At 44.8% G+C, this 20,772-nt stretch carries 18 protein-coding genes; all 18 read right to left on the bottom strand.

The window, feature by feature from the left end:
- Positions 1 to 138: 138 nt before the first annotated feature.
- A complete protein-coding gene (locus ACED41_RS04215; RefSeq protein ID WP_371724531.1) occupies positions 139 to 1,605 on the bottom strand; it encodes a sigma-54 dependent transcriptional regulator in 1,467 nt (488 codons plus the stop codon).
- Positions 1,606 to 1,833: 228 nt separating this feature from the next.
- On the bottom strand, positions 1,834 to 2,244 hold the full coding sequence (gene fliS, locus ACED41_RS04210) for a flagellar export chaperone FliS (protein ID WP_004736194.1): 411 nt from the start codon (positions 2,242 to 2,244) through the stop codon (positions 1,834 to 1,836).
- 12 nt (positions 2,245 to 2,256) lie between these two features.
- On the bottom strand, positions 2,257 to 2,562 hold the full coding sequence (locus ACED41_RS04205; RefSeq protein ID WP_017060688.1) for a flagellar protein FliT: 306 nt from the start codon (positions 2,560 to 2,562) through the stop codon (positions 2,257 to 2,259).
- 3 nt (positions 2,563 to 2,565) lie between these two features.
- A complete protein-coding gene (gene fliD / locus ACED41_RS04200; RefSeq protein ID WP_371724530.1) occupies positions 2,566 to 4,593 on the bottom strand; it encodes a flagellar filament capping protein FliD in 2,028 nt (675 codons plus the stop codon).
- Between the two features lie 22 nt (positions 4,594 to 4,615).
- Positions 4,616 to 5,041 carry a flagellar protein FlaG gene (flaG, locus tag ACED41_RS04195; protein WP_017066380.1) on the bottom strand — a complete coding sequence of 142 codons (426 nt, stop codon included), beginning with the start codon at positions 5,039 to 5,041 and terminating at the stop codon, positions 4,616 to 4,618.
- An 81-nt stretch (positions 5,042 to 5,122) separates the two neighbouring features.
- Positions 5,123 to 6,253: a flagellin gene (locus tag ACED41_RS04190; protein WP_017066381.1), complete on the bottom strand. Its 1,131-nt coding sequence runs from the start codon at positions 6,251 to 6,253 to the stop codon at positions 5,123 to 5,125.
- A 588-nt stretch (positions 6,254 to 6,841) separates the two neighbouring features.
- On the bottom strand, positions 6,842 to 7,975 hold the full coding sequence (locus ACED41_RS04185; RefSeq protein WP_048616124.1) for a flagellin: 1,134 nt from the start codon (positions 7,973 to 7,975) through the stop codon (positions 6,842 to 6,844).
- A 648-nt stretch (positions 7,976 to 8,623) separates the two neighbouring features.
- Positions 8,624 to 9,760 carry a flagellin gene (locus tag ACED41_RS04180; protein ID WP_017064128.1) on the bottom strand — a complete coding sequence of 379 codons (1,137 nt, stop codon included), beginning with the start codon at positions 9,758 to 9,760 and terminating at the stop codon, positions 8,624 to 8,626.
- A gap of 418 nt (positions 9,761 to 10,178) precedes the next feature.
- Positions 10,179 to 11,369, bottom strand: coding sequence for a flagellar hook-associated protein FlgL (flgL, locus tag ACED41_RS04175; RefSeq protein ID WP_017064129.1), 1,191 nt, complete (start codon positions 11,367 to 11,369; stop codon positions 10,179 to 10,181).
- 10 nt (positions 11,370 to 11,379) lie between these two features.
- The gene (gene flgK / locus ACED41_RS04170) at positions 11,380 to 13,260 is read right to left on the bottom strand and encodes a flagellar hook-associated protein FlgK (protein ID WP_017067655.1); all 1,881 of its coding nucleotides are present in this window, start codon (positions 13,258 to 13,260) and stop codon (positions 11,380 to 11,382) included.
- A gap of 220 nt (positions 13,261 to 13,480) precedes the next feature.
- Positions 13,481 to 14,398 carry a flagellar assembly peptidoglycan hydrolase FlgJ gene (flgJ, locus tag ACED41_RS04165; protein WP_017064131.1) on the bottom strand — a complete coding sequence of 306 codons (918 nt, stop codon included), beginning with the start codon at positions 14,396 to 14,398 and terminating at the stop codon, positions 13,481 to 13,483.
- Between the two features lie 10 nt (positions 14,399 to 14,408).
- Positions 14,409 to 15,500 carry a flagellar basal body P-ring protein FlgI gene (locus ACED41_RS04160; RefSeq protein ID WP_017076828.1) on the bottom strand — a complete coding sequence of 364 codons (1,092 nt, stop codon included), beginning with the start codon at positions 15,498 to 15,500 and terminating at the stop codon, positions 14,409 to 14,411.
- Positions 15,501 to 15,594: 94 nt separating this feature from the next.
- The gene (flgH, locus tag ACED41_RS04155; protein WP_004736181.1) at positions 15,595 to 16,371 is read right to left on the bottom strand and encodes a flagellar basal body L-ring protein FlgH; all 777 of its coding nucleotides are present in this window, start codon (positions 16,369 to 16,371) and stop codon (positions 15,595 to 15,597) included.
- Between the two features lie 88 nt (positions 16,372 to 16,459).
- Positions 16,460 to 17,248 carry a flagellar basal-body rod protein FlgG gene (flgG, locus tag ACED41_RS04150; protein WP_017062259.1) on the bottom strand — a complete coding sequence of 263 codons (789 nt, stop codon included), beginning with the start codon at positions 17,246 to 17,248 and terminating at the stop codon, positions 16,460 to 16,462.
- Positions 17,249 to 17,269: 21 nt separating this feature from the next.
- Complete coding sequence (flgF, locus tag ACED41_RS04145; RefSeq protein ID WP_017056855.1) at positions 17,270 to 18,019, bottom strand: flagellar basal-body rod protein FlgF; 750 nt, start codon at positions 18,017 to 18,019, stop codon at positions 17,270 to 17,272.
- A gap of 251 nt (positions 18,020 to 18,270) precedes the next feature.
- Positions 18,271 to 19,575, bottom strand: a complete 1,305-nt coding sequence (gene flgE, locus ACED41_RS04140; RefSeq protein WP_017062260.1) for a flagellar hook protein FlgE — start codon at positions 19,573 to 19,575, stop codon at positions 18,271 to 18,273.
- A 49-nt stretch (positions 19,576 to 19,624) separates the two neighbouring features.
- On the bottom strand, positions 19,625 to 20,338 hold the full coding sequence (flgD, locus tag ACED41_RS04135; protein ID WP_010439286.1) for a flagellar hook assembly protein FlgD: 714 nt from the start codon (positions 20,336 to 20,338) through the stop codon (positions 19,625 to 19,627).
- 17 nt (positions 20,339 to 20,355) lie between these two features.
- The gene (gene flgC / locus ACED41_RS04130) at positions 20,356 to 20,769 is read right to left on the bottom strand and encodes a flagellar basal body rod protein FlgC (protein ID WP_004736176.1); all 414 of its coding nucleotides are present in this window, start codon (positions 20,767 to 20,769) and stop codon (positions 20,356 to 20,358) included.
- Between the last annotated feature and the right edge of the window lie 3 nt (positions 20,770 to 20,772).

The raw sequence follows: 20,772 nt of genomic DNA, 5'->3' as shown, positions 1-20,772 counted from the left end.
CGAGTCAGGCTATTTGCTATATTTATCACATAGTTAAGCAAGCAACAACTCGACTATGGTTTATCTGTTCACTTAGCTAGAGTTACCAAATAGCTAAAAAGTGTGTGCTAGTTTTTCGTTTTCATCGAAAACTGGACACTATCGCTGCAAGTTATATTTACGCATTTTTTCAACCAGAGTGGTTCTACGCATTCCAAGCATGTCAGCAGCACGAGCAACAATGCCGCCCTGCGCTTCCAACGCTTGATTGATCATATTCACTTCCATATCCGCGAGTAGCTCTTTCAAGTTAACCCCTTCTGGCGGTAACTCTTGAGGCGCATTAGCATTGTCGGCAATATCATCTTGCTGATCAAAACTGAAATCTTCTGAGAATAAGTCAGCAAGTGCATCACGCTCTTGCTCCTCTTCAGATCCAAAGCTATTAAACTCTGGCTGGAACTCAGGGATATCGCTGTATCGATATTTAGTTGGCAGGTGATTCACATCAACCAAGCTGTTTGGATACAAGATAACCATTCGTTCAACCAGGTTCGCTAGTTCACGAACGTTACCTGGCCAGTAATGCTCCATCAAAGAGTTGATAGCACGAGCCGTGAAACAGATAGGCATGCTGCCTTCCGCTTCCATTCGAGTCATCAGCTCTTGAAGCAACAGTGGAATATCTTCTTTACGATCTTGAAGCGCCGGCATTTCAATCGGGAATACATTTAAGCGGTAGTAAAGATCTTCACGGAACGAATCATCGTCGATCATATTTTCAAGGTTGCGGTGGGTTGCCGCAATCACTCTAACATCAGCTTGTATGGTGCTATTGCCACCTACACGCTCAAAGCATCGCTCTTGCAGTACTCGTAGCAGCTTAACTTGCATCGCCATCGGCATATCGCCAATTTCATCAAGAAACAGTGTGCCACCTTCAGCCAATTCAAAACGACCTTTACGTGCGGTAATCGCCCCAGTAAATGCGCCCTTCTCATGACCAAACAGTTCACTTTCAAGCAAATCAGGTGGAATCGCGCCACAGTTTACAGGAACAAAAGGCCCTGAACGACGTTTAGAGTGATAGTGAATGTTACGCGCTACGACTTCTTTGCCTGTACCAGATTCACCAAGAATCAGCACGTTCGCTTCCGTAGAAGAGACTTGTTCAATTAAGTGACGTACTTCTTGAATGCCAGCACTTTGTCCTACTAGGCTGCGAAACAGGGTGTTCTTGCGTGCCGAAGACACAACTTGAACACCTTTGCGGCCTAAGAAGTCTTTACAGTGTCTTAATGCATCACTTAATTGCGGGTAGTTAAGAGGAAGTTCAAGCTCACCAACATAGTTAGTCAACTCGTCAACCGGGTGATTGTTTTTGCCAATCACCAGTAAAGGGATGTGATTGGCGTGAACAAGCTTCTCATTCAGTAATGCGTTGAAGCCTTTACCTTTAATGGTACCAATAATGCAGCCGGCCCACTGTAGTGACCAGTCAACTTTACGTGCTTGTTCAGAGCTGATTACTTCGCAGCTCTCTCCTACAAACTCTAATATTGTGCTTAAATTGTGACGATCTTGAGCGTTATCGTCGACGACAAGCAGTTTTGCCAAACCTTGCATAAGTAGGAATTATTGCCTTTATTTTGGTGCGATGCGGAAAAACGGTGAGCAACGTAGTCTATAAAACAGTGAGATGTATCAATGATTATGGTCTACGTGGACAAATTTAGGAAATCAGCAACGAAAAAAGCCATTAGGCTATCTAATGGCTTCTATTTTATTTGATTAAAAAAATAAGGCAACCAACCAATCAAGGGATATGAGATTGGTTAAAACTGCAATTTTTCTTTAAATACCTACGTCAGCGGACGTCAAGTTGTGATATTCGTTCGGAATTTGGTCCCAAGCGCTCTTAATTTCGCGAATAATATCGATAACATCATCAATAGGCTGTGGGTCATTTTTGTGATTTGCCGCAGAAATTTGCGTGATCATGAACTCATAAAGTTGATCTAGGTTTTTCGCAATATCGCCACCATCGTCCATAGATAGGCAACTACGTAGGCTAATAATGATATCTAGAGCCTTACCAAGTCGCTCACCTTTCACTGGGATGTTGCCTGCTTGCATTGCCGCTTTGCCTTGAATCAAACGCTCGATAGCACCGGCCATTAGCATTTGTACAATCTTATGCGGTGAGGCAGCCGTTAGCTGACTATCCACTGATACCTTTTTATATGCCTGTAAAGAACCGCGCATAGTAAACCTCTTCTATAAAAACTTTTTGTATTGTTGAACTGATTTAGCGCCGTGACGGTATTTATGTAGGGTCTTACCTACTCGACTCGTCTCAGACTGCATCAATTCGACTAATTTTCTGGTTCTGGTAATGGCTTCAAACCATTCAGAACTTTGCTTAACGTCGGGATGTGAGTCGATTATTTGAAGCACGTTTTGCAATAACTGTTCTCTGTTATCGACAAGCTGCGTTATTTCTTCAGCATTAATTTCACTAAATTCCAGTTTAGAGATAATTAGTTGATCGAGTTCACAAAGCTCTTGTAGCTGGCTATTCATCTATTAGCCCAACGCATTCATCATACTGCCCAGCTGAGATTGCATCTTACTGGTCGCATCTTGCATGGCTGTGAACTTAGAGTGGGTACGGCTCTCTAGGCTGTCCATGCGGCGGTCGAGCGCGCTTTGGTCATCAACCAAACGGTAGTTTTGCTCGACCAAGCTCTTTTCTCTAGTACGGATTGAACCCGTGATACCTGTGATACCTTGAATCGCGTCTTCGACTTTTTTAGCGAAACCGTTGTTGCCACCGAAGAACTCACCCAACTTATCAAAGTTATTGTTGAGTTGACGGTCAAGCATATCGTAGTTGATTTCTAGCGAGCCTTGTCTTGTGGTGGTGATACCGAATTCAGTCAAAGACTTTAGATTGTCTGGCGCACCTTCGATACTTGATGAGAACACCCCTTTCAATCGGGAGTCGGCGTTACGCACTGTACTGTCACCAGAGAGCGGGCCTTTTTGACCAGTCGTTGGATCAACACCCGCGAGGTCTTTCGACACTTGATAGAACTGGTTATAAGAGCTCACAAAGGATTCGATATCTTGGCGAACACTGTTACGGTCGTACTCCACACCAATTTCTGCCGGCGGCTTATCTTTTGGCGTTTTTCCTTTCACCGTAATATCAATACCTTCAATGGCATCTTCAATCACATTGTTATTACTAGAGAGTTGAGCAACACCATCTAGGACAACCATAGAATCTTGGCCAGCCTGAACTTCAGTCATTCCACTATAGGTATCAAAAGATTGCTGTGCTTGTTCAAGATCTGCTTGCGCTTTATCGACCTTCTCTAAGAGCTCGCGCTCTTCGGGTTCTAATTTGGCACGCTCAATTTTCTTGGCTTGCTCTGCGGTGAGTTCGCCTTTTTGAACTTTCTCAGCCAACTCCGCTTTTTCTTGTGAAATCTTCTCTTCGATACGCGCTTGCTCAGCCTCAAGCTTTTGTTGGGCTTCTTTCGGTGTCACGTATGAATCGGTCAGAGTACCTGAGGCAGCATTTGACCACCCCGGCACATCGGGTGCCTTCTCTATCGCTTTTTCATCAAGCTCAAGTTCTGGTGTGTAGTAAGAATCTAAAAGCGTGCCTGACGCGGTTTCAGTCCAGCCAGGGATATTATCTTCAGGCATCACAGACTTTGCCGATTGAGCTGCGTCTAGGGCGGCTTGGCCGTCGGCGGCTGCTTGCTCACCGTAGCTGAGACTTTTAGAGTCTCCGTCAACATCTGAAGTAGAATCGGTTTGGGCTGCTGGGATGATATTGCCATCTTTATCGAGTGTTTCATTCGCATTTGGGTCATCGCTAGCGATCACTTCATCGATGAGTTCAACGGCTTTTCCTGCAGGGGTTAGAGCTAGAATATCTTGAGCAGCAACGCGCGCTTTCTCTAGCGCTTTAACACGTTCTTCAAGCGTTTTGTATTCGAGTTTTTTTAAGGGATTGGCAGCATCTGACTCAACATTAATGCTGATCTGCTGATCTGAACCAGACTGGTTCGAGGCAATAATAAGTCTTGGACCTTCGACATCGTTGATAATAGATGCACGAACGCCTGGGTTGCTATCTGCACCGTTGATACCACGAACAACTTCGATAAGTCTCGATCTGTCGCCAACTTGCACGTCAAAGCTGTCATCACCAAGCGAAACCTGCAGCTTACCTGGGCCAAATTTCATGTCCTCTGACAGTACATCAGAAGCCACTTTATGGCTTTGGGCAAGCTGCAACACATCGATGGCATATTTGCCAGCGATCGCTTCGGTAGTCGCGGTTGCAGAGACAAGCGCTTCATCGGTACTTTCCACTGTTCGCACAGCAAAAGCTTTTTCCTGACGAAAGTTTGTCATCAGGTTTTTCATCGAATCAAGGGATTCTCTGAGTCTTCCATAGGCACTAATGCTGGTATCGATTCGCGTTCGTTCATTGTCGATTCGTTGCTGTTTAGGTACACGCTCCGAATCAACAATTTTGCTGACCATGGAATTGATATCCATGCCAGACGAAATCCCCATTGGGCCAAAACTCATTAAATCACCTCAATAATACGACTTAAACCTTCACCTCAAATATTCGACTATTCGAGTTTTGGGCTGCTAGGCGTCTTAGAATTTCAAGCATTTCTTCATCAGGGATCTGGCGAATAATATCACCGGTTGTGGTCTCATAAATGGTAACCACATCTCTCCCAGATTCTTCATCGACCTTAAAAGCCACACCTTTATTGAGAGAGGAGATAAACTCGTTTACCTTCTCCACCATTTTGACTCGCTCTTCATCATTTAACTCTTGTCTATGTTGAGCTAATTGAATCGCCGCTTCGGTAGCTTCCTCTTTCGATTTCTCTACCTTGTCATAAGATGTTGCTTCTTTTAGTCGCGAAAGACTCGACGCACTACTACCTTCATCGCTTGCAATTTTAATGCCATTAGGTGAGCCATAAGGCTGGATGTTCGATGCGTTGGATGATATTTCCATAACACTCTCCCTCCCTCCTTTATGAGCCATACAGTAAAACTCTACCCAGAGTAGAGTTTACCGCTACTTACCGAGGTAAGTTTAGCCCAATAAGCTTAGAGCTGCTGATGGTGATTGTTTCGCTTGAGCTAGGATAGAAGTACTCGCCTGTTGTAGGATTTGAGACTTCGTCATTGCCGTTGTTTCTTTCGCGTAATCGGTATCTTTGATACGGCTCTTAGACGCATTAACGTTTTCGTTGATGTTGTCTAAGTTGCTGATTGCATGGTCAAAACGGTTTTGGAAAGCACCTAGAGAAGCACGTTGACTATCAACAGATTTTAGAGCACCATCAATGATAGATACTGCTTCGTTTGCACCTGCAACAGAAGTTACGTCGATATCGTTAACGGTAACGTCTTTACCAGCACCGATACCTAGTTCGCCCGCAAGGCTGCCGCCAAACTCAACATCACCTTCAACTTTTTGGCTTGAAGCGAAAAGTTGCAGTTTACCGCCTTCACCCACAGACGCTTTAACGTCTTGGCTTTGACCATTGATGTAAGTTGCTAGCTCTTCGATATCGTTGCCTTCTTTAGCAGAGATAGATAGCTCTTGCGCTTCACCAAACTTATCGTTGTATTTGATTGTTAAATCAGCACCCGCACCTACACGCCAAGAAGCATCTTTGCCTTCTGTAACGCCGTAGCTCTTACCACCCATGTCTTGAGTGTCAGTACGCATGTTGCTCATAGATAGCATTACTGCTTCACCAGAGTCAGCACCGATTTGGAAAGATTGGCTGCCGTAAGTACCGTTAAGAAGCTTGTTACCACCAAAAGAGGTCGTTTCAGCAATACGGTTAAGTTCTGTGTTTAGAGCAGAGACTTCTTCTTGGATCGCAACACGTTCAGATTTGCTGTTCGAACCGTTTGAAGATTGAAGAGAAAGGTCACGCATACGTTGCAGAATGTTGGTTGACTCATTCATTGCACCTTCAGCTGTCTGTGCAATAGAGATACCGTCATTCGCGTTTTTCACAGCCATATCTAGGCCACGACTTTGCGACGTTAAGCGGTTAGAGATTTGTAGGCCTGCAGCATCATCTTTTGCGCTATTGATTTTATAGCCAGAAGACAAACGCTCCATTGATTTTTGAGTACCTTCAGCCGCGCTATTTAGGTAGCGCTGAGCCGTCATTGCAGACACATTTGTGCTTACATTAATCGCCATAGTTGATCTCCTTTAGGCATTTTTTAATGTACTTATGTGACTCTCACCTCACACAAATACATGTCAATTTTGTTTATGCACCAGTGTCTCTCTCACCTTACATTGGTACATATCATTTCTCTCAATCCCTTTAACGGCCCCTTAATTAGAAGCTTTAATAAAAAATGCGCTTTTTTTCATATTCTTTTCAACAACAAAGGAAAGTGTGATCGGGCTTCAATTAATAGGGCGACATTCGCTAAAGTTGCCCCATTATTTAAGTTAATGAGCGTGGTGTTGAATATAAAGTCAGAAGAGATCCCTGATATCTCGTTCTACTCGATTCTGGGGTGACGAAAGACTGCTTCGATGTAGTAAGCGAGGAAACCATCATTTCCCAATTCCCGTCACTCCCTACAGTGAGGAGCGAGCGTGATAGGGAATCTCGCTTTCCAATCAACGACCAACACCAAAACTCCCCCCTTCTCCAAATTGCAGGCAATAAAAAACCCAGCCGAAGCTGGGTCTGTTTAGCGCTCATCTCTCACCACGAGCTAATTTGTGGAAGCCTAACGTTGACGCTTATAGTCAACGTGGCTTTTTAATCGATTAACCTAGTAGGCTAAGTGCCGAGTTCGGAGCTTGCTTCGCTTGAGCAAGAATCGAGCTTGAAGCTTGAGAAAGGATCTGAGACTTAGTCATCTGAGTCGTTTCTTTCGCGAAATCGGTATCTTTAATACGGCTCTTAGATGCGTTAACGTTCTCGTTAATGTTGTCTAAGTTGCTGATAGCGTGGTCGAAACGGTTTTGGAAAGCACCTAGCTCAGCACGGTGGCTATCTACATACTTAAGTGCCGCATCGATAATAGCTACAGACTCTTGTGCGCCGCCAACTGATGTTACGTCGATAGTATCAACCGTTACGTCTTTGCCAGGTTGCATGCCTAGTTCGCCAGCCAGGCTGCCAGAGAATGCCACTTCGCCTTCAACCTTGTTGTTACCAGTAAACATTTGTAGCTTACCGTCTTCAGTTACAGACGCTTTAACAGAGTCTTGTTGACCGTTGATGTACGTTGCTAGCTCTTCGATGTCGTCACCCGCTTTTGCGCTGATGTCGATTTCTTGTGCTTGACCGAAGTTATCAGTGAACGACATTTTTAGGTCGTTAGAGCCTGCTTGAACGTTCCAATCTTTATCTTTCGCGTTCTCAGTTTGGTAGCTCTTACCACCCATCTGAGCGTTATCAGAGCGCATGTCTTTCAGTTGAAGCATTACCGCTTCACCGTTGTCTGCACCGATTTGGAATGATTTAGTACCGTGAGTACCGTTAAGCAACTTGTTGCCACCAAAAGACGTCGTTTCCGCGATACGGTTCAGTTCGTCGTTCAGCGCTGTTACTTCTTCTTGAATCGCTACACGCTCAGATTTTGAGTTTGAGCCGTTTGAAGATTGTAGAGACAAATCACGCATACGTTGCAGGATGTTAGTCGTCTCATTCATTGCACCTTCAGCTGTTTGTGCAATTGAGATACCGTCGTTCGCGTTACGTACAGCAACATCAAGACCACGACTTTGAACGTTCAAACGGTTCGAGATTTGTAGACCCGCAGCGTCATCTTTTGCGCTGTTGATTTTTGAGCCAGAAGCTAGACGCTCCATTGATGTTTGTTGTGCGCTGTTTGCGTTGTTTAGGTAACGTTGCGCTGTCATCGCTGAAACGTTTGTATTTACATTCACTGCCATGGTGATTTCTCCAATTGATTTTCCGGTATAGCGGTTTCCGACGTCTCGGAAAACCAAGTAGTTCTCTCAAAGTTACTTTTAATAACGGCGCGAAAATCAGAAGCTTTAGAAAAACTTTCAAAAAACCACAAAAAAAATATTAATCTAATATTTATCAACAACTTAATTTTCATCATTTTCTAATACAGCGATAGATTTCAATTGGAAAAAGATCTTAATCTGTTCAGAAAGCGTACGAACCGCCGTCTAAATGGCTCAAGGTCGAGAAATGATCAATCGCCAAAGATCTCTGACTTACGCAAATCTTGTGTAATAGATGACATTATTTGTCGTGAAGAAGAACCATCAAATAGAGATTTGGAAAAGGTAGTGCGAGAAAGTTCACAGGAAAATAAATAGCAAAAACAAGAAATACAGAAAGGAAAAAGCCCCTTTTCCTTTGAGAGAACCGGGGCTAGTTGGCGCGTCAGAGCCTGTGTGGAGATCATCGAGAAATGAACACATTTCCGACTTGCCGTTGCATTCTTACTGCAAAAATGGATAGCAGGTGAGAGATGAGAGAGCTAAACATTCAATAGTAAGTATGCTTGCCAGTTTCCCTTGCTGCATGGCTCACGTCTGAACACGAGCAGCAAGTTCAACCAATAACTATTGCAATAATGACATTGCAGAGTTAGGCAACTGTTTTGCTTGAGCAAGTATTGAAGTACCTGCTTGTTGCAGAATTTGTGATTTGGTCATTTGCGTCGTCTCTTTCGCAAAGTCCGTATCTTTGATTCGGCTGTTTGAAGCGTCTACGTTCTCTTGTACGTTTGCCAAGTTATTAATACTGTGGCTTAGACGGTTCTGTTTTGCACCCAAATCAGCACGCTGTGAATCCACGTACTTCATTGCAGAATCAATCACGCTGATCGCGTTCTGTGAACCCGCAACGCTGGTTAAGCTAACATCTTGAACCGAGGTTGCGCGGCCTTCACTCTTAATACCTAGCTCAGACGCTAGACCACCAGAGATAGACATTGGGCCGTCAAGGTCAGGTTCAGCAACGAACAGTTGAATGCGACCATCATCAGTAACCGATGCGTTCACAAGATCAGACTGACCATTAATGTAAGTCGCAAGCTCTTCGATATCATCGCCCGCTTTGGTATTGATATCTAAAACGATGTCTTCACCCGCTTTGGTTTTGAATTCGAACTTAAGATCGCTCGCTGTTGGCGGCACTTCCCAGTTCTTATCTTTCGCGTTTTCTGAATCGAACGTAGTACCACCCATACGGTAGTCATCTGCACGGATACTTGTCAGAGCCATGATCATTGCTTCACCAGAGTTAGAACCGATCTGGAATGAAGCTTCACCGAATGAACCGTTCAGTAGACGACGACCACCAAACGATGTGGTTTCCGCAATACGGTTAAGCTCATCTTGAAGTGCCATTGACTCTTCGTTCAGTGCAGTACGCTCTGCCGGCGAGTTAGTGCCGTTTGATGATTGAATCGCTAGATCACGCATACGTTGTAGTACGTTAGTCGATTCGTTCATCGCGCCTTCTGCTGTTTGAGCAATCGAAATACCGTCGTTGGCATTACGCATTGCCACATCAAGACCACGAGACTGAGCGGTTAGACGGTTCGAGATTTGCAGACCTGCCGCATCATCTTTCGCGCTGTTGATCTTGTGACCAGATGACAAACGCTCCATAGAAGTCGCTAAGTCATTAGATGCTTTATTCAGGTAACGCTGTGCTGTCATAGCAGATACGTTAGTGCTTACATTGATAGCCATTTTGCTCTCCTTATGAGTTCGCAAAGTTTCTGCGAAGCGGCCAGCTTTACTCTCATATGGATAAGCACTGACCGTGTATTACTCGATAAACCCTATACAAGGTTTAAGATCTGTATTAATCATTTATAACCAACACAGATACAAGTTGTATGCCAAGTTTAATATCATATAAATAATTTTTTAATTATCTAAAAATCAGAAGCTTACAAACAACACTGCGCAATTATTATTTTCTACTATTAGAAGATGAAAAACATTCACCTTCCTTATTGCCGTTTTTTGCCGCTATTCTAGAAACATCATGCTTCGTACAAAAAAGCGGCAAACTGTGGCGTCATTCGCACGTATGGCATAGCACATACGGCAAGGAATCAACGCCATGGTGATCGACAAGCCACCATTAAATACCGATTGATCATTAAATATAGTTAAACAAGGTCAGGTCTTTGGTTTTGCCAAACGCTTGTTGAGAAGCTTGTAGTGCTCGAGAGTTTTCATTGAACTCAATGATCGCTTTCGAGTAATCCAAGTCTTCAAAGTTGCTTTTTGCTTTTGCTAAAGACAACTTGAAATCTTCATGTTGTTGCTCTTGAATATCCAAAGTACTCAAGCGTGCACCAACATCGGTTCTTGCCTTGGTCAAATGGATAAACGCAGCGTGGAACTCTTCAGTTACTTGGTGCAGTTTCGCTGTTGCTGATGCATCCGATACCGGGTTTTCAGCCTGCTCAGCAGCCTCTTTGAACGTATCAAAGATAGAGAAAGTCTCTCGTGGTTCTAAGGTGATCGAATCACCTTTAGTGATTTGGCCTTTGATTTGAATATTCAGCCCTTCATAAACAATGCCTGTCGAAGGATCAAAATCTTCTGCCGCAACCACTGCGCCGTCTTTTTCAAGCTGATAAGCGAAATTGCCCGTCTGCATGTCGACAAACGTCACTTTATAAGTAGACCCATCTTCATCGCTGTTGGTCGCACGCCCGAGCAATAACTCAGACGCAGGTTCAAGCTCGTACTGAGGTTCGTAGTCACCGAACGGGTTGTCTATTTCCATAAACATCTTGCTGCCCGGATCATTCATTGCCATTTCAAAGCTGCTTGCCACACGCATCTTGCGTTGGTAGTCATCACCTTGATATGTCACATTCCCTTCGTTATCTCGAAAGAAAGGCTGATTTTTCGGCTTAGTGCCTGCAAACGTGTAGTTACCCGACTCATCTTGAGAGTTGGCTAAATGCAGGAAGTTATTCGCCAGTTCTTGAATTTCACGCTTCTTAGCTAAACGGTCTTCCGGAGAAAGCGCACCGTTGATCATTTCCATCACGGTTCGTTTTGCTTCATCAGCAAAGCCTTCAGTGTTAGAAACCAATACTTCATGATGCTCAAGACGGTTTCTGACTAGAGTAATCGCATCGACATACTGTTTAAGCTGTTCTGACTGCTGACCAATGTTCTGTAAATAGTGCGTCGCTAATGGGTCATCACTTGGCGACTGTAACTTCTTACCCGAAGCAAGTTGTGCTTGGTTGTGATGCACCTTGTTCTCTTGACGGCGCAAGTCGTTTTGTACTGACTGATAATTATGGAAGCTAGAGATACGATTCAACATTTATACCTTCCTATCTCAGAGCCAAAATAGTGTTAAACGTATCGTTGGCTGCTTGCATGATACGTGAAGAAGCCATATACGCTTGCTGAAATTTCATCATGTTTGCCGCTTCTTCATCGAGGTTTACTCCCGAGATAGAAGCAATACGTTCTTGAGCCGACTGTTTTTCTAATGTCGCAATATCACTCAGGCGATTTGCCGTTGAAGACTTCAAGCCCGTATTAGTATTCAAGTTGTGGTAAAGGTCTAAAATCGTAGACTCACCATCATTCAACAGCTTTCCTGTTTGAAGATCTTGTAGCTTACGCAGGTTACCGTTGTCACCTTCTGATGGGACAAGGTTTGCCGTAAACTTATCATTTGCCACCGCACCGGGTGTGAGCTCAAACGTTGTACCGTTGATGGTCACTGGCCCTTGTGGCGGATACGGTTGAGGCTGCATTAAAATGTTACCCTTCGGATCCGTCACAGCAAACTGCTCACCTTTTGGTGAGACAATCACTTCAAACTCACGCAGTTGACCTGCTTCTAGGATTTTAAATCCCGCTGTACCCTTGGCAAACGTGGTCGATGCCTCATAACTTTGCGCAGCAATGTCTTTCGGGTCTTTGGTTTCCATATGAATCTGCGCAGCAAAATTACGCGTTGGACGCAGTAACAGTTTCTCTCCTAGTTCAGGAGGGTTACGTACTTCCACTCGCATGCCATCAAGATAAAAAGCACTACCGCTAGAGTCGGTCGCCATCTTAACGGTCTCACCGTTCGGCTTAGTCACGACATAATCACTGCCATCGTATTTCAGTCCATACTCACCGCCTTTTAAGGCAGAAGTATCATCAATGTATACCGCAACATCGGCTTTCGATTGCCCGCTAGCCGTGACACGAGATTTTGCCACCAGCTCTGAGTTCACGTCGGTAAACAAGTCCTTACCTACGTTGCCGTTAAGATCCAAACCTTGTTCTTGAAGACTATTGACCTCATATGAAAACGCGGTCGCCAAACGACCAAGCTCATCCATGATTGCTGGGATATGTTCGTCACGCATGTCTAGCATGGCGCCGATTTTTCCGTCGATATCACTGCTGGTGATCGGTTTTAAAGACTTACCTTCAACAATCGCTAGGCGGCGCTGATGTGCATCGGGTAAGCCATCAACCATCTTCAGCTGACTCGCTTCACTACCAGAGACCAAGGTATGGCCATTACCAATATGGACATTAAACCCTTCGGCATTTGAGCGTGGTGTCACCGTAACTTTGGTGTAACCAGAAAGCTCATTAATCAACTTTTCATGCTGATCTCGTAGGTCATTATGAGGCCCAGGAGTTCGCATCATTAAACGCTGAACATCACGGATCTCGTACGCAAGTTGGTTAACTCGCTCGATACCCATATCTAATTTTTTATTCGTAGAATCAGACTGTTGACGAACTGTTTCATGAAATTCATTCAAGGTTTTAGTTACAAGCCCTGCTTTCTCTAACACGACCTTACGCGCACCCACATCATTTGGGGTATCGGCGAGAGTCTTAACGGAATCAAACCATTCGTTGAGGTTTTCTGGAATCTTCTTTGAAGCGACCGACGACAACATGCTCGACAGCATATCGAGGTTGGCTTCGGTATCGCCTTTGTTGGCGGCATTGGTTGTCGATAAGTTAAGTTCTTTGACGGCAAACTGATCCCAAGAGCGGCGAACATTTTCCACATGTACCCCCATACCGTAGGATTGCCCACCGTACTGGCGCGGGTCATTCACACCTTGAATCACAGACTGGCGGCTATAGCCCTCTGTGTTAGCGTTAGAAATGTTATGACCTGTGGTGTTGAGCTGTCTCTGAGCCGTAAGAACACTTTGTGCCCCTACATTCAGAAGATCCGACGCCATAATGCCCCCAAAAAACTTAACAAAACCAGAATGAACTGATTAACTACAACCGTATATTACTAAGATAAAAGCAATATATGTGCCAACACAAACAATAGGAAATTAAAAGACGATAATTTATTGAAGTGTAAGGAGATAACTATGGATTACGCGTAAGAACTGAAGGGGCGGAGAAGAAAAGAGCCTGCCAGTAGCAAGCTCTCTATGTTGATTTATGACGCTAGTTCATCTCATCAATCTTGGCTTTAACTCGTAAAACCTTGTCTGCATAGTTAGGGTCAGTTGCGTAACCAGCCTGATGAATACCTTTGATGAAATTCTCTGAATTGCCTTGATGCTGTAGCGCCGTTTCGTATCTTGGATTTTCGTTCAAGAACTTCACGTAATCATTAAAGCTATCTTCGAAATTAGAGTAAGAACGGAAGGAAGCTGACTCTTTAACGGCGGTTTTGCCATGGAACTCAAGAGTTTGAGTCGCGACCTTATCGCCCTTCCAACTTCTATCTGCTTTGATGTTAAATAAGTTATTGCTGTTGCCCAAAGAGTTCTTAACCATTTTAGAACCCCAACCCGTTTCAAGGGCAGCTTGTGCCAATAGAAGAGACGAGTCCACACCAAGCGCACTTGCCGCTTTTTCCGCGTAAGGCTTCATTGAGGTCACAAACGATTCTGGAGAATCAAAGGATACTGGCTGTTTTGCTGCTTGCGCAGGTTGAACGTCTGACGCTCGCTCTTCCGAACGGCCTGAATATTGCGGTCTTTGCAATGAAGCATCAAAGCCTTCACTGCGAACCTTCTCTTCAGACGTATCGCTTGCTTGGCCAGCGCTTAGTTGAGCCACGATCATATCTGCAAGACCTAATGAACCTGAAGCGCTTAACTCACTCGCCATTTGGTCATCTTGCATCTGACGATAGAACTGCTCGTTCTGGCTGTTCAGCATATCCGACTTAAAGCTTGAGTTAGCATCGCGCATTGACTTAAACAACATCGAGGTGAAAATCGATTCAAACTGTTTTGCCGCCGCGGTTAATGCTTCTTTCTCGCTGCCTTCTTCACCGTTTACGGCTTGTTGACGAAGACGGTCTAAACTACCGATGTCGTGAATAAAGCCGATGTCATTGTTATTCTTAATCATGCTTTATTCCTTAGATAATGATCAATTGGCCTTCAATTGCACCCGCTTGTTTCAGTGCTTGAAGGATTGCCATTAAATCAGAAGGTGCAGCGCCCACTTCATTGACTGCGCGTACCAAATCGTCCAGCGTTAGGCCCGGTTCAAATTTGAACATCTTGCCATCGCCTTCCGTGATTTCGATATCAGAATCAGGAACCACTACCGTTTGACCACCAGAGAATGCATTAGGTTGGCTTACGTTGAGATTTTCTTTGATTGCAACCGTCATACCACCATGGGTTACCGCCGCCGCTCTTAGGCGAACGTGCTTACCAACCACAATAGTTCCGGTGCGGGAGTTAACAATAATTTTTGCAGAACCCTCTGCAGGATCAAATTCGATGTTTTCGATTGCCGATAAGAAAGCCACGCGTTGGCTGATTTCTCGAGGAGCGCGAACTTTTACTGACGTCGCGTCAACCGCAGACGCCATTTGTGGACCTAGGAAGTTGTTAACCGCATCAGCCAAACGCTGAGCCGTTGTGAAATCAGATTGAATTAGGTTAAAGGTTATGTAGTCACCACGACCGAATGGGGTCGGGATCTCTTGTTCAACCGTCGCACCGCTAGAGATGATACCGACGTTAGGGTTGTTACCGACAATCTTAGAACCGTCGTTACCTTGTGCACTAAAGCCACTTACTACCAAGTTACCTTGAGCCACAGCATACACTTGACCGTCTAGACCTTTCAGGAAAGTCTGCAGTAAGGTACCACCACGAAGGCTTTTTGCTGATCCGATAGAAGACACCGTTACGTCAACTTCCTGGCCCTGCTTAGAGAATGCCGGGAGTTCAGCGGTAACAATTACCGCGGCGACGTTTTTAGTTTTTGGCTTGGTGCCGGGCGGCAATTGGATGCCAAAGTTTTGCAGCATTGCGTTAAACGTTTGATCGGTAAAGGGAGTTGTCTCACCTGTCCCCGGCAAACCCGTAACCAAACCATAACCGACAAGTTGGTTACTACGAACACCCGCCACTTTTGCCACGTCTTTAATACGCGCAGCATGGGCACTGGTGGCAAGAAATAGCATGCCGAATAGTACGAGTGTGAGTTTTTTCATTGAGTAACCTGTCTGTATTGCTTTAGTTTATAATAACTTAGCGAAATATTTGTGATTGATGAGGGCTGTCAGTATCTCGACGCCCTATCAAGCTCTACAGAGATACATTAAAGAATCGTGCCAAGAATCCAGGCTCTTGCATATCTTTCTGCACGCCCGTACCTGAATACTGAATTCGTGCGTTAGAAACACGGTTTGAAGCGATGGTATTTTCGAAGTCTATATCATCAGGACGGATGGTGCCGCTTAGGCGGATGTACTCATCGCCCGTATTCAGTGTCATCCACTTTTCGCCACGAACGACTAGGTTACCATTGGCTAATACTTCGATAACTTCAACGGTAATGTAACCGCTGATGCTGTTACTTTGGTTGGCTGACGCATCACCCGCAAAGGTGTTGGTGTTGCTCAGATCATAAGAAAAGTTGTACTTGTCGATAGTCAGCTCTTGACCACCAACTGCCAGCGGCTCCATCGATGCATCGTTCGACTTAGACATGTCTGCGTTGGCTTTCTTGGTCGCTCGAGTATTCTCGTCTAACGCCACGGTAATGATGTCACCAATGCCACGAGGTTTTGAGTCGTCATACATGCTGCCAATGTGATTAACATTGAACAGTGAGCCCGTTGCTGCTGCGTAGTGTTCTGGTTTTTCTTTTGGATTGATTGGCGCCCATGCTGGGTCACCGGCAACTGGATCGGTTCGACCACGAAGTGTATCAATAATGCCAGAGCTCTCTTGCGCCGACTTATCACCTTCCACGGCATCAACCACTGTGGTTGCGTTTTCTTCTGCCGGAGTCTCAATAGGATCCAAGACAGAACACCCCGTCATAGACATAAACAGAGCTAAACAAAAAATACGTTTCATGGCGATATACTCTCAGCAGGCAATGGTAAATGGATCAATTAGCAAAAACAGATCTATTAATTAAAAAAGTAAACGGCAAATAAACCAATTACAGCTGTTGGTTAACAAAGCTCATCATCTTGTCTACCGACGAGATAACTTTCGAGTTCATTTCGTAAACACGTTGAGCTTCAATCATATTAACCAGCTCTTCGGTGACGTTGACGTTCGATGTTTCTAGCATCGACTGACGAATATTACCTAAGCCATCAAAGCCAGGAACCCCCTCTTGCGGATCGCCACTAGCACCGGTTGGTAAGTAAAGGTTTTGACCTACTGGCTCTAGACCACCTGGGTTTACAAAGTCAGTAATGGTAATTTGACCAACCACGACGTTGTTTTGCTCGCCACGTAGACGAACCGATACTTCACCGTCGTTACCAACCGTTACCGAGATCGCGTCTTCAGGAATCACAATTTCTGGTTGTAGAGGATAACCTTGGCCCGACGTTACGATCGCGCCTTCACCGTTCAGTGTGAACTGACCATTGCGGCTGTAACCTGTTTCACCGTCTGGCATTTCAACTTGGAAGAAACCGTCGCCTTCAATCATCATGTCTAGGCTGTTAGATGTCGTTTGTGCGTTACCGTGAGTGTGCACTTTTTGAGTCGCGACGACCTTAGAACCGGCACCCAGCATCAAACCACTTGGCAGCTCAGTATTCTGAGACGATTGACCACCCGGTTGATTAATATTCTGGTAGAACAGATCTTCAAATACCGCGCGGCTCTTTTTAAAACCAATGGTTGAGGCGTTGGCAAGGTTGTTCGAAATCGTTGAGATATTGGTTTGTTGGGCGTCTAAACCCGTTTTACTTACCCATAATGCTGGATGCATAGCAATGTCCTTTAAATTCTATTAGCTCATACGAAGCAGTGAATCAGACGACTTGTCCATTTCCTCTGCTGTGCTCATCATTTTGACCTGCATTTCAAACTGACGTTGTAAGTCAATTAGGCTGGTCATTTCACCTACGGCATTTACGTTACTGCCTTCGATAGCACCTTTTAGCAACGTTACCGCTGCATCTGCTTCGTATGCCTGATCTGGGTTTTTCGAACGGAATAGACCATTCGTGTCTTTAAACAAACTTTGGTTGTCTGGACGTACAAGCTTAATACGATCAACCACGGCCAATTCTTCAGCTGGAGCGCCTTGAGGAATGACAGAGATCGTACCGTCTGTACCAATTTCTACTTTGCTGATTGGGATTGGCAGCGTGATTGGTGCATCGTTTTCACCAAGCACTAAGTGACCGCTTGCGTTGGTTAGTAAACCGTTTTGGTCAACCCTTAGGTTACCGTTACGTGTTAAACCTTCACGGCCAGTATTGTCCATCACTGAAATCCAACCATCACCTTGAATGGTAACGTCTAGATCTCGGCCAGTAGTAACCACACTACCCTGAGCGAAATTATGACCCGGACGCTCTGTCATGCTGAAAACACGAGTAGGCATGCCTTCGCCATACGCTTGCATTGAACGTGCCTGTGCTAAATCAGCACGGAAACCCGTTGTACTTACGTTGGCAAGGTTGTTTGCACGTAGCTGCAAAGCTTGCATATTTTGCTTAGCGCCACTCATGGCAAGAAACAGTGCGCGATCCATAATTTTGCTCCAAAAATCATCTTCTGGGGCTAATAAAGCAAACACTGTGCCAATATTTTCAACTGTTATTTATCAATAATTTAAATAGAAAACGAACAAGAAGGGTGATCATCAAAGGATCATTGAGGAAGAATTGTTGCCAGTGGCATTACCGGGCGGCAATAGGGGCGGCAAATAAAAAGACAAACAACAATACCCAATTCAATAACATTGAATTGGGTATTCGCAGATGATTCAAACGCTTTAAACGATTAACGAATCTGAAGAATATTCTGTTGTAGCTGGTTGTGTACTTCTAGAGAACGCGAGTTCGCCTGGAAGTTACGTTGAGCAGAAATCAAATCAACCAGTTCTTGAGTCATATCGATGTTCGACTGCTCTAGTGAGCCGTTGTTGATGCTACCAAATGAACCTTTGTTCGATTCACCCCAGATCTTGTCACCAGAGTCGTTGGTAGAATCCCATTGAGTACCGCCTTTCTTATCCAGACCTTGCTCATTTGGTACACGAACCAAGCCTACACGGCCAAGCATCACGTTTTCACCATTTGAGTAAGTACCTAGAACACTGCCGTACTCATCGAAATCGATTTTTGTTAAGAAACCTGTTGTCGCGCCATCTTCATCAAACTTAGTCAATTCAAACGGAGCGGCAAACTGAGTTGACGAATCTAGACCAAACTTAAGCACTTGAGTTGGATCAGCACCGTTCAAGTCAATTGGGTTCGCGCCAGCACCCAGTGGTTCCGAGTTAATCGGCTGACCATTGTTTAGGCTTGCTAACGTACCGTCATTGTTGAACTTCATTGTGTGACCAACATGACCTTGTGCATTCGTCGCATCACCACCAGTAATGTTGACCGGCTTTTCACCGTTCTCATCTGACATGGTGTAGTACGTTTGCCAAGTGTTTGGTTGAGTCTGATCTTTGAGGTAGTAAGTCGTTAACTTGTAAGACTGACCCATAGAATCGTATACCGTCGAAGACGTTGCACGGTTATAAGTATCAGCATCTTTGAAGTTAAATGCAGCCGGGTCTTTAAGATCACCGTTTGCAGGAAGGTTAACCCCTACTTCAATGTTTTCTGTCTGTTTTGGTTTACCAAACTCAGCAGGAATGTCGAGAGGCTTTGGCGCATAAGAAAGAACTTCCCCCGAGTTTGGATCAACATCGTAACCTAAAAGAAACTCATCATTAGCGGTAACCATGTAGTTGTCTTTGTTTAGGTGAAATGCACCATTACGCGTTAATTCGTTAATCTCTGGCACCATGCGGTCTTTCGATACTGCAAAGAAACCTGTACCACTTACACGTAAGTCCATTGGGTTGTTCGTATAAATACTTGAACCTTCGTGGAACTGTTGCGCCACTTGGCTAGCTTGCGCACCGCCACCTGCCGTCGTTTTTGCGTTAGTGAACAACGAGCTTGAGTAAACATCACCAAACTCGGCACGAGACTCTTTAAAGCCAAATGTGTTCGCGTTCGCAATGTTGTTACTGGTTGTATTCAGGTCTAATTGTGCAGCGGATAGGCCGCTTAAAGCTACATATGACATTCCATTATTCTCCTAATCTATCTAGCTAGCATAGTCACTCAATAAAGAGCTACGCTTTACCAACTTCTAGTACTTCAGCAAGTCGTACTGGCGATGTGAAACCAGCCAGATTGAGTAGTACGTTGCCATCGCCCTTACCAAGAAGCACACTGTTCACGTTCGCATAACTGGAAACTTGGAACTCTGTGTTCTCGCCATCCAGCAAACCCGACGCTTTCACGTTGTATTTACCGGCCGGCAATGGGTTACCGTCTTCGTCTTTTCCGTCCCATTCAACACGTGTATCACCAGATGGTTTAGAGCCGATATCAAATGTGCGAACCAATTGGCCAACTTCGTTCTCAACACGGACCATTACATTGTCCATTGCCTGAGGAAGCTTAACCATTGCCGCCATACCGCCATCACCGGGTTTTACACCTGCCGCACCAGGAACCAATACATCACGCCCAACTAAAGAGGAGGCCTGAAGAGCTTGGTTAGAGGTCATTGATGAATTCAAGCTTTCAAACTGTGTATTCATTTTGCCAATGCCATCTACGGTCGCAAATGAAGCCATTTGCGCAATCATCTGGTCATTGCTAACCGGCTTGAAAGGGTCTTGTTGTGCTAGTTGCTTAGTCAACAAAGATAAGAAGTCTTCTTGTTTAAGATCCTGCTTACCTGTTGTTTCGTCGGGCTTTTTAGCGCCATCTTGAAGACTCTTCAGCTGGTCAACATAGGACAAGCCGCTTTGACCAACATTGTTGTTGATTCCAGCCATGTGCTACCTCCTTATCCTTATTGACCCATCTGCAGCGTACGCAGCAGCATTTGTTTACTCGAGTCAGCAACCTGTACGTTTGTTTGGTACGCACGTGATGCCGAAATCATGTTTGCCATTTCTTCCATAACGTTGACATTAGGCTTGTAGATATAGCCTTCGTTGTTCGCTAATGGGTGATCCGGGTTGTACTCCGCGCTTAGCGGCTTATCGCTTTCCACAATACCTAATACTTTCACAGGCACAGTGTGACCACTGTTGCGTGCTTTATTTAACTCAGCGCCGAACACTGCGTGACGAGCCTTGTAAGTTTCTTCAGCAGAACTACTTACACTGTCCGCGTTCGCAAGGTTGCTCGAGGTCGTATTTAGACGAACAGATTCAGCACTCATCGCAGAACCAGTCACATTGAATACATTGAATAAACTCATCTA

Origin of the sequence: Vibrio sp. 1F255 (assembly GCF_041439145.1) — a bacterium.
Lineage (GTDB): Bacteria > Pseudomonadota > Gammaproteobacteria > Enterobacterales > Vibrionaceae > Vibrio > Vibrio crassostreae_C.
The sequence above is the reverse complement of the archived record's forward strand: the minus strand, read 5'-3'. Positions and strand labels throughout refer to the sequence as shown.

Excerpts from the sequence above, each read along its gene's own strand:
- ACED41_RS04215 (WP_371724531.1), bottom strand. The coding sequence starts at position 1,605 with ATGCAAGGTTTGGCAAAACTGCTTGTCGTCGACGATAACGCTCAAGAT.
- ACED41_RS04180 (WP_017064128.1), bottom strand. The coding sequence starts at position 9,760 with ATGGCTATCAATGTAAGCACTAACGTATCTGCTATGACAGCACAGCGT.
- flgL (WP_017064129.1), bottom strand. The coding sequence starts at position 11,369 with ATGTTGAATCGTATCTCTAGCTTCCATAATTATCAGTCAGTACAAAAC.
- flgG (WP_017062259.1), bottom strand. The coding sequence starts at position 17,248 with ATGCATCCAGCATTATGGGTAAGTAAAACGGGTTTAGACGCCCAACAA.
- fliD (WP_371724530.1), bottom strand. The coding sequence starts at position 4,593 with ATGAGTTTTGGCCCAATGGGGATTTCGTCTGGCATGGATATCAATTCC.
- flgF (WP_017056855.1), bottom strand. The coding sequence starts at position 18,019 with ATGGATCGCGCACTGTTTCTTGCCATGAGTGGCGCTAAGCAAAATATG.
- fliS (WP_004736194.1), bottom strand. The coding sequence starts at position 2,244 with ATGCGCGGTTCTTTACAGGCATATAAAAAGGTATCAGTGGATAGTCAG.
- flaG (WP_017066380.1), bottom strand. The coding sequence starts at position 5,041 with ATGGAAATATCATCCAACGCATCGAACATCCAGCCTTATGGCTCACCT.
- ACED41_RS04190 (WP_017066381.1), bottom strand. The coding sequence starts at position 6,253 with ATGGCGATTAATGTAAGCACAAATGTGTCTGCAATGACGGCTCAGCGC.
- flgD (WP_010439286.1), bottom strand. The coding sequence starts at position 20,338 with ATGGCTGGAATCAACAACAATGTTGGTCAAAGCGGCTTGTCCTATGTT.
- flgE (WP_017062260.1), bottom strand. The coding sequence starts at position 19,575 with ATGTCATATGTAGCTTTAAGCGGCCTATCCGCTGCACAATTAGACCTG.
- ACED41_RS04160 (WP_017076828.1), bottom strand. The coding sequence starts at position 15,500 with ATGAAAAAACTCACACTCGTACTATTCGGCATGCTATTTCTTGCCACC.
- ACED41_RS04205 (WP_017060688.1), bottom strand. The coding sequence starts at position 2,562 with ATGAATAGCCAGCTACAAGAGCTTTGTGAACTCGATCAACTAATTATC.
- flgC (WP_004736176.1), bottom strand. The coding sequence starts at position 20,769 with ATGAGTTTATTCAATGTATTCAATGTGACTGGTTCTGCGATGAGTGCT.
- flgH (WP_004736181.1), bottom strand. The coding sequence starts at position 16,371 with ATGAAACGTATTTTTTGTTTAGCTCTGTTTATGTCTATGACGGGGTGT.
- flgJ (WP_017064131.1), bottom strand. The coding sequence starts at position 14,398 with ATGATTAAGAATAACAATGACATCGGCTTTATTCACGACATCGGTAGT.
- ACED41_RS04185 (WP_048616124.1), bottom strand. The coding sequence starts at position 7,975 with ATGGCAGTGAATGTAAATACAAACGTTTCAGCGATGACAGCGCAACGT.
- flgK (WP_017067655.1), bottom strand. The coding sequence starts at position 13,260 with ATGGCGTCGGATCTTCTGAATGTAGGGGCACAAAGTGTTCTTACGGCT.